Origin of the sequence: Pedobacter heparinus, assembly GCF_032678725.1 — a bacterium.
Classification (GTDB): domain Bacteria; phylum Bacteroidota; class Bacteroidia; order Sphingobacteriales; family Sphingobacteriaceae; genus Pedobacter; species Pedobacter heparinus_A.
This window is the reverse complement of record NZ_JAVTSC010000007.1, coordinates 55,777-71,582: the sequence shown is the minus strand read 5'-3', so window position 1 is coordinate 71,582 and position 15,806 is coordinate 55,777. Positions and strand designations below refer to the sequence as shown.

Below are 15,806 nucleotides of genomic sequence, written 5' to 3'. Positions count from 1 at the left end.
CGTTTATTTAATTTAAAACTTACCATCCTGGATTTTGTGGTCTTAGCGCACTGTTTAAAGCCATCTCTGCCGGAGAAAACGGCCACAATACATCCCTGTCAGACACATTGTTGAAATATTTCAGTGCATATTGCTGGCCGGATGCCGCTTTAGGAATACCCGTAATAGCATCGCCATTAGGAATATCATTACCTACACGATGCATATAAGTTACCAGTAAACCCCAGCGCACCAGGTCTGCCTTTCTCAAGCCTTCAAAACCTAATTCTCTTCCCCTTTCCTCTACAATCATTGTCTGAAAAGCCTCTTTACTTGCCGTTTGGGCCCCAGTGAGGTTTGCATTGCTGACCTGCCTCTGACTTAAGACGGCAGCAGCTGTAGCACCGGTTCCACCCCCGCCTGTAATGGTAACGATGGGTGCGGAGGTATAACTGCCACCTTCATTCCAAACTTTGATTCTGGAAAGCCTCCCTGTGGTAGCCACAAAAACCTTAACCTCTACTCCGTTACCGCCGCCACCTGTAACGGTAACCGTAGGCTTAGAAGTATAACCGCTACCTGCATTGGTTATATTGATCCATTTTACGCTTTCATAAGGCAAGTCTTTCCCAAAAGCTCTTCTTCTAACTTTATTCACTGCATCTACTGCTTCCTGGCTGGGACTGCCGTTTACCTGGTTGTCCGCTTCCGCAAACATCAGCAATACATCAGAGAACCGCAGCAGGGGGAAATTGATGCCTGTCCAGTTCTTGTCCTGCGTTTTGGTCCAATATTCCCTTTTCCATTTTCCACTTGTGCGGGTATAATAAGCATTCGTTGCGAATGGTGTTTCCACGGCGGGAATACCTGCCACGGTGTAAGGGCAGATCGTCCAATCCCTGCGTTCATCTGGTGAAGTGGCTGAAGTGGGATTGGGGAATGTAAAAAAATACCTTGCCGGTACGCGATGAAAACCATAGCTATAAGCATACCCATTAGCAAGATCGTCATTACGATACTGATAGGAATTATAGGAACCATTCCTGCTTCCTAAGGAATAAGGGCCTATAGGATCCTGGAATCCGATTTCCCAGATAGATTCTTTTATATCATATTCATCTTTGCACATTTTGATAAACACATCCTGAAAAGAAGGGTTCAGCGCATGTTGAAATCCGTCTACATCTGGGTCGATCACTTTTTTTGCCCATTTTCTTGCTTCTGCATATTTGCTTACATCTTTGACCGGATTGCCTGCCATTTGCAAACAAACTCTTGCCAGTATGCCTCTTACTACCGATTTGCTTACACGTTCGGGATTTCCGGCTACCTGGCTTGCTGTTTTTACCAGACCTTCTGCTTCGGTCATATCTCTGATGATTTGCGTATACACTTCCTTAGCTGGTATGCGGGGCGCATTCGTTTCAGTAGGAGAAGTTATATGTTTGGTCATTAATGGTACATCGCCCCAATTCTCCACCAGCAAAAAATGGTAAAACGCCCTTAAAAACAAAGCCTCTCCTTTAATGACATTCCGCTCGTTCTCATCCATTACAGGCTTATCTATACTTTCCAATAGAAAATTAGCCCGGTTGATGCCACTGTACAACCATCCCCATATATCCGAAACATAGGGATCGCTCGCTGAAACGTTCCAGCCGGAAGGGTTGTCACTGCCAACGCTTGTCAGATAAGAAAAAGCATGATCTGCATCCCAGCCGCAATTGAGCGCATTGGTTTGCCATATCTTTGCCAATAGATTATATACACCAGCCAGTGCGCTTTTAAGCTGCGTCTCCGTAGTATAATAGTTTGTCGGCGACAGGAAAGACGTTGGTGTGGTGTCTAAAAATTTTGTACAGGAACTCAAAATTAACAGCGTACTGATAATTAATAGATAATATTTGCGTTTCATGATTTTATCATTTAAATTTTTAAAAGGTTGCTTTAATGCCAAAAACAAATGTTTCCGCCTGCGGATAAGCCGAATAATCTACACCCGGCGTTAGCGCGGCATTTTTAGTGGACACTTCCGGATCGAAGCCGGAATATTTTGTCCATGTGGCCAGATTCTGTGCAGCAGCGGTAATGCTGATGTCTTTGATCCTGGCCGTTTTCAGCAGCTTTGCCGGAAGGCTATAGGCAAAGGACAGGGTTTTCAAACGCAGGTAAGAGCCGTCTTCCACTATTCTGGACGAATAATCTAAAGTGCTTCCTCCTGCCCTTGGATAGATATTGTTCTGATTATCCGGGGTCCAATAATTGTTATAAGTGGCGAACTGGTTGATATGGCCACCGGTAGAACGGCCTCCCTCAAACATAAATTTATTGATATTCAGCTTATCATTGCCATAAGACCATTGCAGGAAAACGCCCAGCGTGAATCCTTTATAAGTAAAATTGTTGGTCAGACCGCCGGTATGAATAGGCAGGCCATTACCGATTACAGTTAAGTCATCTGCGGTGATGACACCGTCACCGTTCAAGTCTTTGTACTTAATATTTCCCGGTTGCATCTTAGAACTAATGGTTGGGTTATTGACCGGTAAACCCGGTTTCAAAACATAATTTCCAGGGGTAGGCTCATCAAAATCGCTGTACTGGTAGTTTCCTTCCCAAATATAACCCAGCATCTGCCCTATGGGTTGCCCTACTTTTGTAATAAAGGCGGGTACGTTACTAAAATCCTGTGACCAGCTAACCACATTTTGAATATTATCCTGCCCCTCTGTCAGCCCCAACACTTTATTTTCATTGAAGCTGATATTAAAGTTACTTTCCCATAAAAAATTCTTGCGCTTAATATTAATGGTATTGATCATAAACTCCAGTCCCCTGTTTTGGATAACGCCTATGTTTTTATATACTGTGTTAAACCCTGTAGAAGCCGGAAGGGCCGCATTTAATAAAAGATCTCTGGTTGTTTTATCATATACATCGACAGTCAGGTTTACCCTGTCTTTAAAGAGGCCGAGATCATAGCCGATATTCAGTTGTCTTGTGGTTTCCCATTTCAGGTCGCTATTTCCAAGACTAGAAATGGATACGCCCTGGATGGGCGTATTGTCGCCAAAGACATACCCGGCTGAATTGGTAGGATTGAGCGCGGGGAGATACGCAAAATCCGATACACGGTTATTGCCCGTAGAGCCATAACTCACCCTCAGCTTTGCATCAGATATAAAGTTGATGCTTTTCATAAACTGTTCATTGATCATTCTCCAGGCTACAGCACCAGAAGGGAAATAGCCCCATTTATGGCCTTTGGCAAATTTGGAGGAACCGTCTGCACGGAAAGAAGCCGTAATTAATATTCTGGAATCAAAATCATAATTCACTCTGCCTAGATAGGACTGCAAGGTAAACACGGAACTTGCGGATGTAGTGCTGTAAGGTGTTCCCTGCCCTAAACCATCTATACCAAGCGACTCATTGGGCACGAAAGTGGAGACAAAGCCATCATTCTTGGAATTTCTTTTCTGGATACTGTTACCAACCAATACATCAAACTTGTTTTTGGAACTGAGCTTTTTGGTATACATAAGCGTATGCTCACTAGAAAAAGCCAGGTTATTGGACGTTGTTTTACCACCCCACTGCCCATTGCCATTGGCCGGGCTGTTTGGATTTCCCTGGGCAGTCATGGAATTATAAAAATATTCACCGTTGTCGTCCAAACTATTCATCCCTCCGGAGACCTTTAGTGTCAGTCCATCTAGTATTTTGTAGGACAGGCTAACGTTGCTGATCAGGTTATTTGCAAAACGTTTCCTGTAGATATTTTTGGCGGATATAAAAGGGTTTACCCTATAGTCGGACGTGCTAATAATACCCTCATCTGTAAAATCATCTGCAAAATCGTCAGGGTTAAAATCAATCTTCCCGGTTACAGGCCTGTATGCGAGTGCCATATAGAGCAGATAGGCACTCTGGGCGGCACTTGAACCCGTAGATGTAGCAACCTTCTGTCCATCGGAGGTTTCACGGCTGTAGTTCGCATTGAAATCCAGCTTTATTTTGGGGGAAATGGTCTGGTTCAAAGAAATCCGGCCCTGGTAACGGGTGTACCCTGTATTAATGACTACGCCATTACCACCATAGTAGGAACCCGAAACAGCGTATTTGGTTTGTGCTGTGCCTCCTCTTACGGAAAGACTATGGATATTGGTAACACCTGTACGGAATAGCAGATCCTGCATGTCTACACCTTCCATATTCTTGTAATCGTCCAGAGTTATTCCGGTTGAATTGTTGATATAAGTGGTATCATTCTTATCCCTCGTGGTAATATACTTCACAAAAGAATAAGGGTCCATCATCTCCATACGCTTTCTGATATCCTGGAATCCCAATGAACCATTATAAGTCACGACGGACGGGCCGGTCTTCCCTTTCCTGGTTTCAATGATGATCACGCCATTCGCACCTCTTGAGCCATAAATGGCAGTAGATGATGCGTCTTTGAGCACATTGATGCTTTCTATATCACCCATATCCAGAGCGCGGATGTTGAAGTCTTCAATTGGAAATCCATCCACCACATACAAAGGCGCCGAGCTCTGGGTAATAGAGCCTGTACCTCTTATCCTGATATCAAATCCTTCTTCCCCCGGCTGCCCGTCATTGGATGCAACCACCACTCCCGCTACACGACCGGCCAATGCCGCCGCAAAAGAGGGAACAGGGGCTTTAGCCATATCGGCTACATTTACTTCTCCAACAGCGCCGGTAAGGTCACTTCTTTTAACCTCACCGTAGCCAATCACCACCACATCGTCCAGATCAGTCGACATCTCTTTCATGACCAGGTTAATCTGCTGACGGCTGCCTGCCTTAATCACCTCATTCACATATCCGATAAAAGTAAATACCAGGACGTCTGATTCAGCAGCATTGATGCTGAAACTGCCATTGGCATCCGTCGTAGTGGCGGTAGATTTGCCCTTCAGCCTAATGGACACTCCCGCTAAAGGCTGCCCTCCTGCCGTCTTCACGGTGCCATTGATCCGCTGCTGCAATGGCACACCAGAGATTGCCTGTGCAACATCGCGCCTCTGGGAAATGGTTATGGTTTGATCATGAATAGAATAACTGAGCGGCTGGTTCTTAAAGCAAATGCTCAAAGCCTCCTGCAAACTTGCCCCGTTGACATGTATCGATACATTATTGGCTTTTTTAATCTGTGCAGTATTGCCGACAAAATCATAGCCGCTCTGCATCCTGATTTTTTTAAGAACTACATCCAGCGGGACATTTGTTTCAGCTAAAACAATTTTTTGCCCGAATGTTGCAGCACTCACAGACAGTATAGAAATAAAAAACAGAAAAGCATAAGTTTTCATAATGCGTAAAAATTTCTGCGGCCGCCATTGCCATGGCATGCCAGGTGTAAAAGCATTTTTCTTCATTCTTTAGAAATGGTATTCATTAGCGATGTACCAGTAGGAGATATAGATTTCCAGTGTATGGTAATCTCAGATTGGTTTCATACTTTTGAACAGGTTAATTACATTGATGTTTTGGTAGTAAGTTTCCGAATTTCGGTGTGGTAGACTCAAATTGATGCGTACTCCAGGGCTCAAGCTGGAGTGCGCTTATTTAAGACCATCTTCAGGTTAATCTTTTTCTCGTATATTTTCCTTCATACAGCTTGTTTTGTTATTGGTTAATACTATGATTGTTACTTTTTTATCACTACAATTCGGTTATCCTTTAATATAAAATCAACGGTTTCTGTGCTTTTGAAATAATTGAGTACGGAGGAGATCTTTTTGTTCCTCGAAACGGCACCCATAAAAGTGATCTTTTCTGTTCCGTCACGAAAGGTCACTTCTACATTATACCATCTGGCTACCTTACGCATGATATCTGCCAATGGCTCATCGTTAAAAATGATCTTATCATTCACCCATGCCAGGGCTTCCTCTTCATCAGCTTTGTTTATCATTGTGGAATTTGACTGTACAACGGACTGCTCGCCAGGCTTTAAAAAATCTTCCCGTCCCGAATCATTATTAACCACTTTAACCCGTCCTTCAATAAGTGTTGTTTTGGAAGATGGTTCATCGGTATAAGCATTGACGTTAAAGTGCGTTCCTAACACTTCTATTTTCTGTTTGTCTGTTTGTACTATAAATGGATGATTTTTATCTTTTGCTATTTCAAAATAAGCCTCGCCACTCAGCTCGACTTTCCTGCTTGCGGCCCCTGAAAATGTAGAAGGAAATTTCAGGTGACTTGCTGCATTTAGCCAGACTCTGGAACCATCTGGCAATATGACCTGATAGGTACCTCCGTTTGGAGTACGTACTACCATATCAGCACCAATCCGGTTATTATGCAGTTGCACGTGTTCTGAAGTAATCTGTGTACTGTCGTTGTATGTCAACTTAGCTGTACCAATTACTACCCCACTCTTCAAATCGCTAAGCGTAATCATACTGCCATCTGCAAGCGTAAGCGTAGCTGTATTTTTTCCCGGAGCTATGTCATTCTCATATGTTGTTGCTTTTTCACCCCTTCTGCCCTGTACATCCGGACCCAAACGAAAGTGCTCAAAGTAAAACAAAAACCCCGTTCCAACAATTAACAGAATGGAAGCTGCCACAGTAATGTAGCGCCAAAATTTAAATCTTTTTGGTGTTTTGGTTTCACATTCAACAGTAAGCCACATTTCCTGTTTGATATCAAGGTAATCAACATCAAAAGCATCACTTTGCTGAAATCCAGATTCCTTAATGTACCAGTTTTCTACGAGCCGGATTTCTTCCTGCGTAGCGGTTCCCTGATTATATTTTTCAAGTAGTATTGTTGCCTGTTCCTTATTCATACTTGTCAATCAGTATTGTTGATTAATAAGTAATAGGCCTGCTATGTGTCAAAGTGGTAGATGTTCGGACAAAAAAAATAGAAAAATAAATAACACTCTGAATATCAACAAAATAAATTTAACCTTTTTTTGTCAATTCCAAAACAATAAGTGCTACAGGCGCATAAACCGTTAATTTAGTGCGTAGTATTTTCAACGCATTATAAATCTGCTTTTTAACCGTTTGGTTTGAGATCCCTAGTTTTGCAGCAATTTCGGCATGGGAAAGATCGTCTCTTCTGCTCAATTCGAAAATAACTTTCATTTTATATGGCAACAGGTCAATTTCTTGCTGCAACACACGGGCTAATTCCCGTTCGTCAATATCTTGTAGCATATCAAAATTGACTTCTGTCACATAAAGTGCAAGAGAAGACAGATATTCGTTTTTTAGTTTACTTTTTTTCAAATGCTTTAATACCTTATGCCTGGCTGAAACATACAGGTAACCAGCGATGTTATTGTCGCTTTTGATCAGGTCTGACTTAGCCCAAAGCTGAATGAACAAATCCTGTATCATGTCTTTTGCTGTCTCTTCATCCCGAAGCATTTGATTCACCTTATAAAACATAATTACAGCATAGCGGTTGTAAATTTCCGAAAATGCCCCATGATCTCCTGCTTTCAACAAGGAAGTTAGTTCCTGATCTGTATAAGTGTTATAAACAGCCATTTATATTGGTTCCCTTACTTAAAGCTACAAATAATTACCCAGCAAATATGTATAATATTCATTAATTCAAGTTGCTGGTTATATTATTAATTTATTAAGTGTAAAAGCGAAAATGAACAATGCGACAACAAAATATTCCTCCCCTATCCTTCTCCCTTGCCTCTGCTATGCCTGGCCTGTTGAGGTAATCTTCAGACATGGTTACCTCATAGTTGGCTCACCTTCGCTTCGATTGGAGGTGTGTCAAGTATAGCGCAAGCCTGGCCCAGCTACGCCTTAACAGCAGAAGCATAGACCAGGCATAGCAGATACGGGGGCCAGCCAGGGCAAATGATAAAGCAGTGGGCACTGGTAATGTAAAATCTCAGACTCCCGGATCCTGTCCAAATATTTTGGTCAGCATCTCATACAATTTCGGATGCCTTTCCTGCATCTTCTCTGGTTTCTCAAAAAAATATTCAGAAGCAACAGCCAGAAATTCAGCCTCATTGGTTAGCGCATAGGGATTGATATCAGAGTTTCCCTGTTCGATACGGCGCATTTCCTCGTGCATCATTTTGAACCAGGGAAGGGTATATTCATGTGCCAGCAAGTTTTCCGGAACACCATCTGTGGCCCCATCAGATTTGTCCAGCAAATGTACAAACTCGTGGATGGCAGTATTTTCCCTGCCCGACGCTTTGGAGAATCCCTTCAGCAGCGCAGCCTGGGACAACAGCATTTGACCATTCATATAGCCTGAACCCACCATGCCCATGATATTCCTGTTTTCGCCTTCAAACTGATAATTCTGATCAAAGGTGTCGGGATAGAGAATCACGTTGGTCAGGTTCTTATACTTCCAGTCTGGAAAGCCAAAGATTGGAATGATGGCACTCGAAGCCACCAGCACCCGGTCGACATCGGAAATCTCGATACCTACGCCCTCAATCTTAACATATCCCAGAAATTCAAGGACGAGCTGCTCAAATAAGGTTTGCTTTTCCTTGCCCAACTTTTGATAGAAAGCTATTTTCGTAGTTAGGATACTGATATAGTTGCCCTGAAGCGTTTCAGGCAAAACTGTTTTAGTACCCTTATTGCGGAGGATAAAATAAGTAATTGCCGCAAGCAGTAAGATACTGATGAAAATGGACATATATATAGATTGAAGTAATAGAGGTGGCCATTAAACGGGACGTTAGACAAAGCTGATTACAGTTCCTGCGATTGCCATAACCAGTGCAATAATCAGCGCAGGTGTAAAACCTTTGATGTAGAAATCGGAGAATAACTTGTCAGCTACTTTTATCATGACCGCGGTAACTACCATATGCACGATGAAAGATAACAATCCGAAAGTTACTACATTGAGCGGAAACCTTAGCAGCCAGCCGAGTGTAGCATTCAGCAAGCCAATGACAAGAGCTACCAAAACTGCCGTAGTAAAGTTTTTAATGGTTACTGTCGGTAAAATATAGGTCATTCCCAATAGTATCGCTGCATTAAGGAGTATGGATAGTATTAAGTTCATAATGGCAATTTAGGTTATTTAACTCATAGTCCCATCATTGCTCTTCGTCTTTATAAAGTGTGATTGAGTAAAAATCATAACTTTATAATCTTAATCCTATTTCAAATTATGGTTTTTCGTATCCCAATGAATGGTATTATGCATAGATACCGAGTGCATATAATAACTGATTAAATTGCCCATATAAACCACTTTTTTTGCTAAGCTCATGAGTGTAAGCAACAGACTTTTAAGCATTCTGATTTATCAGAGAAAAATTACCTTCTTTTCATCCCTAAAACACAAACACAACCTCACTTTTTGGATTATCCAGCTTGGTACTTTTACGCACATCGTTCTCTATGGCATGGATCATATTGCTTTGTGAATCATGCCACTCAAAAAGTATGTCATTCTTAATGTTCAACTGTTTAATTGGCGCAACTTTTTCCGTTTCAAAATAGCACCAGGCCGCATCCTCTTCAATTTCATAGCCCTGGTACTTTAAACCCAAAGGCTTGCCATTCCCAAGAATTTTTAAATGTTCCGTGATGTATGCAGCAATCAGCCCATCCAACGCTTTACGGTCAGCCGGTTTCAAAATATTCACCTTTGTTTTATGCTTTTTTTCCAGGGCCTTTTCAAAATCATCAAAAAAAATACGTACACTAACCTGTACAGTTCCTGTGCTTTTATTGTGCACAATTTCCGTTACACTTACATAAAAAGGATGAAATATATTTAACCAAAAAAATAATACACACTGCAACATTTTGTTTTTCTTAATTCAAATGAGGATATTGCTATATATTAGCTAAGTTACAAATTTATTCCATGCAGGACTTCCCCCTTTATTTTCAATTAGGCTGGCAACACATTTTAGACTGGCAGGGATATGATCACATTCTATTTATAATGGTCCTTTGTGGAACCTATACCCTTACAGACTGGAAAAAAGTACTGATCCTGGTAACCGCATTTACCCTTGGACATAGCGTTACCCTGGCTTTAAGTGTATTCGAAGTGATTACCGTAAACACACCGCTGATCGAATTTTTAATCCCTGTAACCATATTTATTACAGCACTAAGCAATATCTGGAGTAAAAGGCAAAAACCCAAAGGCCAGAAATTTAAGTATACCATGGCTCTTTTCTTTGGGTTGATCCATGGCTTAGGTTTCTCCAATTACCTGAAAAGCCTGCTTGGCAAAAGCAGCAGCATTACAGCTGAACTCTTTGCCTTCAATATCGGACTGGAATTTGGCCAGCTTTTAATTGTTGCAGCAACACTCATCTTATCCTTTATCCTGATCTGGATGGTAAAAATAAAGCGATGGGATTGGAATTTCTTTCTCTCATCTGCTATATTTGGAATATCCCTGGTAATGGCTGCAGAACGGTTTCCGGCATTATTAGGGTAAAAACTTTAAACACTATCGCCATAATGAATAAGAACCTGCTGTTTTTTATAGGGCTTATATGTAGCACCAATGCGTTCAGTCAGCATATCCTCAATAACCCTGGCGCTAATCATGGGAACAAGTTTGAACAGCTGGGTACCATTCTTTCAGACCCTAACGCTTACCGCACCGCCTCGGGAGCACCAGGTCATGCCTATTGGCAACAGCGGGCAGATTATGAAATTAACGCGGAACTCGATGAAAAGAACCTGCGTTTAAGCGGGGCCGAAACCATTACCTACTACAATAACTCTCCTGATCCGCTAAGCTATTTATGGGTGCAGCTGGATGAAAACGAGCATAAAGCCAGCAGTGACAATAAATTAACCGAACAGAGCAAGATGACCGATCAAATGGGTTATAAAGCTTTATCAGATATCATCAATCCTGAAAATGACCTGGGTGTTAAAATATTAACTGTTACAGATGAAAAAGGGGCAGCTTTGCCCTATGTGATCAACAATACCATGATGCGCATAGACCTGCCCTCTGTATTGCAGCCCAAACAAAAATATAAGCTTAAAATAACCTGGAATTACAAAATCATTAACCGTGTTGTTGATGGCGGAAGAGGTGGTTACGAATATTTTGCAGATGATGACAACTACCTGTTTACCATTGCACAGTGGTTTCCGCGCATGGCAGTTTACTCTGATTTCCAGGGTTGGCAAAACAAGCAGTTTGAAGGCCGGGGCGAATTTGCACTCGTTTTTGGCAATTATAGGGTAAACATGACGGTACCGGCAGATCACGTAGTAGGTGCTACCGGCGAATGCCAGAATTATGCACAGGTATTGAATGCCAGCAGCCTGAAAAGGTGGAATGCTGCACAAACAGCAAAGGCACCGGTTGAAATTGTAAACCTGGCTGAAGCGAAGTCGGCCATCAGCAAAAAATCGGCTGCTAAAAAAACCTGGACCTATGTTGCTGAAAACGTAAGGGATTTTGCGCTTGTATCTTCAAGGCGATTGGTTTGGGATGCTATGGCTACCTATATTGAAGGTAAAAAAGTAATGGCCATGTCTTATTACTGCCCTGAAGCTTACGCGTTATACAGCAGGTATTCGACCAAAGTAGTGGCGCATACCTTAAAGATCTATTCCAAACATACCATTCCTTATCCTTATCCCGTAGCCATTTCTGTAGAGGCATCCAATGGAATGGAATATCCGATGATCTGTTTCAATTTTGGACGTACAGAAAAAGACGGCACCTATACAGAAGCCATAAAATACGGCATGATCGGCGTGATTATCCATGAAGTAGGGCATAACTTTTTCCCGATGATCGTGAACTCTGATGAACGGCAATGGACCTGGATGGACGAAGGCCTGAATACCTTTACCCAATACCTGGCCCAACAGGCCTGGGACATCAATTACCCTTCTCAGCGAGGTCCTGCACATAAGATCATAGATTACATGAAGTTGCCGAAAGACCAGCTGGAACCCATCATGACCAATTCGGAAAACATCATCAACTTTGGCCCCAATGCTTACGCCAAACCGGCTACAGCCCTGAACATCTTAAGGGAGACCGTGATGGGGCGCGAACTCTTTGATTATGCGTTCAAAGCATATGCAAAGCGATGGGCATTTAAGCACCCAACTCCGGCAGATTTTTTCAGAACGATGGAAGATGCATCGGCGGTAGACCTGGACTGGTTCTGGAGAGGCTGGTTCTTTAGTACAGACCCTGTAGACATTGCACTGGATGATGTCCGCTATTACCGCATGAACAGCATGAACGCAGCGATTGAAAATACGGAACTTAAAAAATCATATGACAGGGAACTGTACAACATCAGCAGGGAGCGCAACCGCAAGGAAGGTATGAAGTTTGCCATAGAACAAGACAGCAGTTTACAGGATTTCTACAATAAATTTAACCGCTTTGAGGTCAGCAACAGTGCTGATCAGGAATTTCAGCAGTACTTTAACAACCTTTCTGCAGCAGAAAGAAAGCTGTACGAAAGCAAAAAGAACTTCTATGAACTGGATTTTTCTAATGCAGGCGGTCTGGTGATGCCGATCATCATTGAATGGACGTTTAAAGATGGCAGCAAAGAAGTAGACCGCATTCCGGCTTACATCTGGCGGAAAAATGAAAATAAGGTAACCAAAGTTTTTGCAAAGGATAAAGAGGTGACCTCTGTACAAATAGATCCCTACCGGGAAACTGCAGATATTGATGAAAACAACAATTCATGGCCAAGGAAAAATCTGCCTTCCAGGTTTGAACTGTTTAAACAACAACAGGCGCCACGCGGATCATCCACTGAACAGACAAATCCAATGCAGCAATCCAGGCAAAGGCAGTAGGCTTAAAAGAAGCCTAACTGACCTTTATCATCAATCTTGATGTCATCAGGATTGGTGATCTCAAAATCTACTTTTTTAGCAGGTTTTTCTTCCTGCTTTGGTTCAGGTTTAGCAGCCCCGGTATTACCCCATGCCTTTTTAGGCTTTTCAGCGGCAGCAGGTTTTTCGGGAGCCGGGCCCGCGGCTGTATCATCAGGTTCAGTGGCCGCTTTTTCCAAAGCAGCAGGTTTCACTTCAGGCTTGTTTTCAAAAGTCTTTTTAGGCTTGGCTGCCTTAATTTTCTGTACATCTGCATCAGGTACGTGCACTTCTGTTTCCTGGTTTTCGTTCAGCCTATCTGCATCAGGTAAAGGGACCTCTTCTTCATCAGCATCTTTGCTCAATGCCGGATCAACAAGATCCTCCCCGGTTTCTACCTCCTGAATTGTTGCTTCATCCTGTGCAGGTTCATCTCCCGAATCAGCATCGGCTTTAACAGGGACAGCTTTAACTTCTTCCGCAGGTTCAATCTCTTCACTATGAGAAAGAGTTATATTTTTAACATCATGGGCGGTAAGCCGGTTTCCGTTAGCCTTAATTCCTTTCACATCGATAAATTCGGCCAGCACGATCTCCAGTGTTTCCGGAACCTGGGTCTTGCCTTTAAGTACGTCGACGGTGAGCACTGCTGCGGGGTTACTGGTCAGGTAAAGGAACTTCGACCCGCTTTCCTCGCTGATCAAACTCACTTTTTTACCAACTGCAACTGGTTCAAAGAAGAACCTTTTGATAAAATAATTCTTCGCCTTACCCTCATACTGTACCACTGCGAAAGGCTTTTCAGGATCAAACTTCTGGATCACGATCAAATCTGCATCAAAATGGTTACTCAGCTCAAAAGTACTCAGCTCGTACCAGCCATCCTTATGCACCTGCAGGATTTTATCTTCACCGTCAAATTCACCCAGGTATTTGCCCCTTCCGTCTACGTTGAGCCTCCTCAACAGCTCGTCGTACCAGATCTTTAATCCGGAAAGCGTAGACACACCTTTACTTTTCAGCAGGACTTTTTTAACCGGATATTTAGATACAATATTTCCTTGTGAACCCCGGCCTTTAATGGCGATTTCAGCGAAATCCAGGTCGAACTGAAGCTTCTTTAATTTGGTATGTGGTTTAAGCTGTACAGTTACAATCTCTGCCTCGCCATTGGGATTAGCCGTAAAATATAATATTTTAGAACCTTTACTGCCTTTGGTCAGGTCATATTCCTTATCACGGGTAACACCCACCACGGCGAAGCGTTTGATATAAGAGACACCGCTCGAACCATCTTTATAGATCAGGTTGTAAATGGTACGTTCATCCCCCTTTTTAAATACCTGGGCATGCAGGATGCCTTTACCAACAAAGGTCTTATCGGCCACCTTCGTGATGATGCATTTACCATCCTCTCTGAAAACAATGATTTCGTCAATATCTGAACAATCTGCAACATGTTGATCCTTGCGCAATCCGGTTCCGATAAATCCATCTTCACGGTTCATATAGAGTTTAACATTGGCCAGGGCAACTTTTGAAGCTTCCACCCGGTCAAACAAACGGATCTCTGTTTTACGTTCCCTGCCCTTGCCATACTTGTCTTTTAATTTCTGGAACCAGGCAATGGCATATTCTGTTAAGTGCCTTAAATGATTTTTAACTACCTTGATCTCATCAGCAAGCGCTTTCATCTGTTCGTCCGCTTTTTTAACATCAAAGCGGGTGATGCTGCTCATTGGTTTATCAATCAGTTTCTTAAAATCTTCAGGTAATATTTCCCGGTAAAGGCTTGGTTTAAACGGCTCAAATAAGCGGTTTAACACCTCTACTACCATATCAAAATTAACTGAATTCTCATATTCAGCATTTTTATACATCCCTTCCTGGATGAAAATCTTGAGCAGGGAGCTGAAGAAGATCTTTTCCTGCAGTTCATGCAGCTTAATCTCCAGTTCCTTTTTCAATAGTGCTTTTGTATTCAGCGAATTCTCGGTCAGGATATCATTGACACTTAAAAACTGAGGCTTTTCGTCTTTAATGATACAGGTGTTTGGAGAAATAGAAACCTCGCAGGAAGTAAAAGCGTACAAGGCATCTATGGTCACATCAGGAGAAATCCCTGGTGCCAGCTGTATAACAATCTCGACATGAGCAGCAGTATTGTCCTCTATCTTTTTGATTTTGATCTTGCCCTTATCATTGGCAGACAAGATACTATCGATCACCGATCCGGTAGTGGTGCTATAGGGAATTTCGGTAATGACCAGTGTTTTTTTGTCTTTTTCGGTAATCTTTGCCCTTACCCGGATCCGGCCACCACGCATACCCTCGTTATAAGCAGAAAAATCTGCCATACCACCAGTAAAGAAATCGGGTAAAATATTAGGCCTTTGTCCCTGCAAAGCTTCAATGGAAGCATCCAGTAATTCGATAAAATTATGTGGCATTACCTTGGTAGCCAGACCAACGGCAATCCCTTCGGCCCCCTGGGCCAGCAATAAAGGAAATTTAACAGGTAAGGTTACCGGCTCGTTGTTACGTCCATCATAGCTCAGTTGCCAGATGGTGGTATCTCCGTTAAACACCACTTCATTGGCAAACTTAGACAGGCGGGCCTCAATGTAACGCGGGGCTGCAGCATTATCACCGGTAATCGGGTCTCCCCAGTTACCCTGACAATCAATCAGCAAGTCTTTCTGCCCAATCTGTACCATGGCATCGCCGATAGAAGCATCGCCATGCGGATGGTACTTCATCGTATTTCCGATCACATTGGCAGCCTTATTAAAACGCCCGTCATCCATCTCTTTCAAAGAATGCATAATGCGTCGCTGCACTGGTTTCAAGCCATCATTGATGTGTGGCACTGCGCGATCAAGAATTACATAGGAAGCATAGTCGAGGAACCAGTTTTCGTAAAGCCCGTTTATTGGAATTACCGTATGTTTGTTTTCTTCGTTTATGTTGTTTTCTATTTCTTCGCTCATCAAA

Annotated in this window: 10 protein-coding genes; 2 read left to right on the top strand and 8 right to left on the bottom strand. The window is 42.6% G+C overall.

What is annotated here, in order from left to right:
• Positions 1-19: 19 nt before the first annotated feature.
• The 7 genes from R2Q85_RS12230 to R2Q85_RS12200 form a co-directional block, all read right to left on the bottom strand.
• Complete coding sequence (locus R2Q85_RS12230) at positions 20-1,894, bottom strand: RagB/SusD family nutrient uptake outer membrane protein (protein ID WP_316812073.1); 1,875 nt, start codon at positions 1,892-1,894, stop codon at positions 20-22.
• A gap of 19 nt (positions 1,895-1,913) precedes the next feature.
• Positions 1,914-5,387: a TonB-dependent receptor gene (locus R2Q85_RS12225; protein ID WP_316812072.1), complete on the bottom strand. Its 3,474-nt coding sequence runs from the start codon at positions 5,385-5,387 to the stop codon at positions 1,914-1,916.
• Positions 5,388-5,659: 272 nt separating this feature from the next.
• Positions 5,660-6,808, bottom strand: coding sequence for a FecR family protein (locus R2Q85_RS12220; RefSeq protein WP_316812071.1), 1,149 nt, complete (start codon positions 6,806-6,808; stop codon positions 5,660-5,662).
• A 118-nt stretch (positions 6,809-6,926) separates the two neighbouring features.
• Positions 6,927-7,520 carry an RNA polymerase sigma-70 factor gene (locus tag R2Q85_RS12215; protein ID WP_316812070.1) on the bottom strand — a complete coding sequence of 198 codons (594 nt, stop codon included), beginning with the start codon at positions 7,518-7,520 and terminating at the stop codon, positions 6,927-6,929.
• A 364-nt stretch (positions 7,521-7,884) separates the two neighbouring features.
• The gene (locus tag R2Q85_RS12210) at positions 7,885-8,658 is read right to left on the bottom strand and encodes a zinc-dependent peptidase (protein ID WP_316812069.1); all 774 of its coding nucleotides are present in this window, start codon (positions 8,656-8,658) and stop codon (positions 7,885-7,887) included.
• A gap of 42 nt (positions 8,659-8,700) precedes the next feature.
• A complete protein-coding gene (locus R2Q85_RS12205) occupies positions 8,701-9,033 on the bottom strand; it encodes a phage holin family protein (RefSeq protein ID WP_316812068.1) in 333 nt (110 codons plus the stop codon).
• A gap of 274 nt (positions 9,034-9,307) precedes the next feature.
• Complete coding sequence (locus R2Q85_RS12200; protein ID WP_316812067.1) at positions 9,308-9,784, bottom strand: DUF6702 family protein; 477 nt, start codon at positions 9,782-9,784, stop codon at positions 9,308-9,310.
• Positions 9,785-9,846: 62 nt separating this feature from the next.
• On the opposite strand from R2Q85_RS12200, the gene R2Q85_RS12195 reads away from it, so the two are divergent.
• Positions 9,847-10,434, top strand: a complete 588-nt coding sequence (locus R2Q85_RS12195) for a HupE/UreJ family protein (RefSeq protein WP_316812066.1) — start codon at positions 9,847-9,849, stop codon at positions 10,432-10,434.
• 23 nt (positions 10,435-10,457) lie between these two features.
• Complete coding sequence (locus R2Q85_RS12190) at positions 10,458-12,794, top strand: M1 family metallopeptidase (protein ID WP_316812065.1); 2,337 nt, start codon at positions 10,458-10,460, stop codon at positions 12,792-12,794.
• Between the two features lie 2 nt (positions 12,795-12,796).
• Here R2Q85_RS12190 and R2Q85_RS12185 read toward each other — a convergent pair whose 3' ends face one another.
• Complete coding sequence (locus tag R2Q85_RS12185; RefSeq protein ID WP_316812064.1) at positions 12,797-15,802, bottom strand: DNA gyrase/topoisomerase IV subunit A; 3,006 nt, start codon at positions 15,800-15,802, stop codon at positions 12,797-12,799.
• Positions 15,803-15,806: the final 4 nt, after the last annotated feature.

Coding starts and splice junctions, on each gene's coding strand:
- R2Q85_RS12205 (WP_316812068.1), bottom strand. CDS start 9,033: ATGAACTTAATACTATCCATACTCCTTAATGCAGCGATACTATTGGGA.
- R2Q85_RS12195 (WP_316812066.1), top strand. CDS start 9,847: ATGCAGGACTTCCCCCTTTATTTTCAATTAGGCTGGCAACACATTTTA.
- R2Q85_RS12215 (WP_316812070.1), bottom strand. CDS start 7,520: ATGGCTGTTTATAACACTTATACAGATCAGGAACTAACTTCCTTGTTG.
- R2Q85_RS12190 (WP_316812065.1), top strand. CDS start 10,458: ATGAATAAGAACCTGCTGTTTTTTATAGGGCTTATATGTAGCACCAAT.
- R2Q85_RS12225 (WP_316812072.1), bottom strand. CDS start 5,387: ATGAAGAAAAATGCTTTTACACCTGGCATGCCATGGCAATGGCGGCCG.
- R2Q85_RS12220 (WP_316812071.1), bottom strand. CDS start 6,808: ATGAATAAGGAACAGGCAACAATACTACTTGAAAAATATAATCAGGGA.
- R2Q85_RS12200 (WP_316812067.1), bottom strand. CDS start 9,784: ATGTTGCAGTGTGTATTATTTTTTTGGTTAAATATATTTCATCCTTTT.
- R2Q85_RS12210 (WP_316812069.1), bottom strand. CDS start 8,658: ATGTCCATTTTCATCAGTATCTTACTGCTTGCGGCAATTACTTATTTT.
- R2Q85_RS12230 (WP_316812073.1), bottom strand. CDS start 1,894: ATGAAACGCAAATATTATCTATTAATTATCAGTACGCTGTTAATTTTG.
- R2Q85_RS12185 (WP_316812064.1), bottom strand. CDS start 15,802: ATGAGCGAAGAAATAGAAAACAACATAAACGAAGAAAACAAACATACG.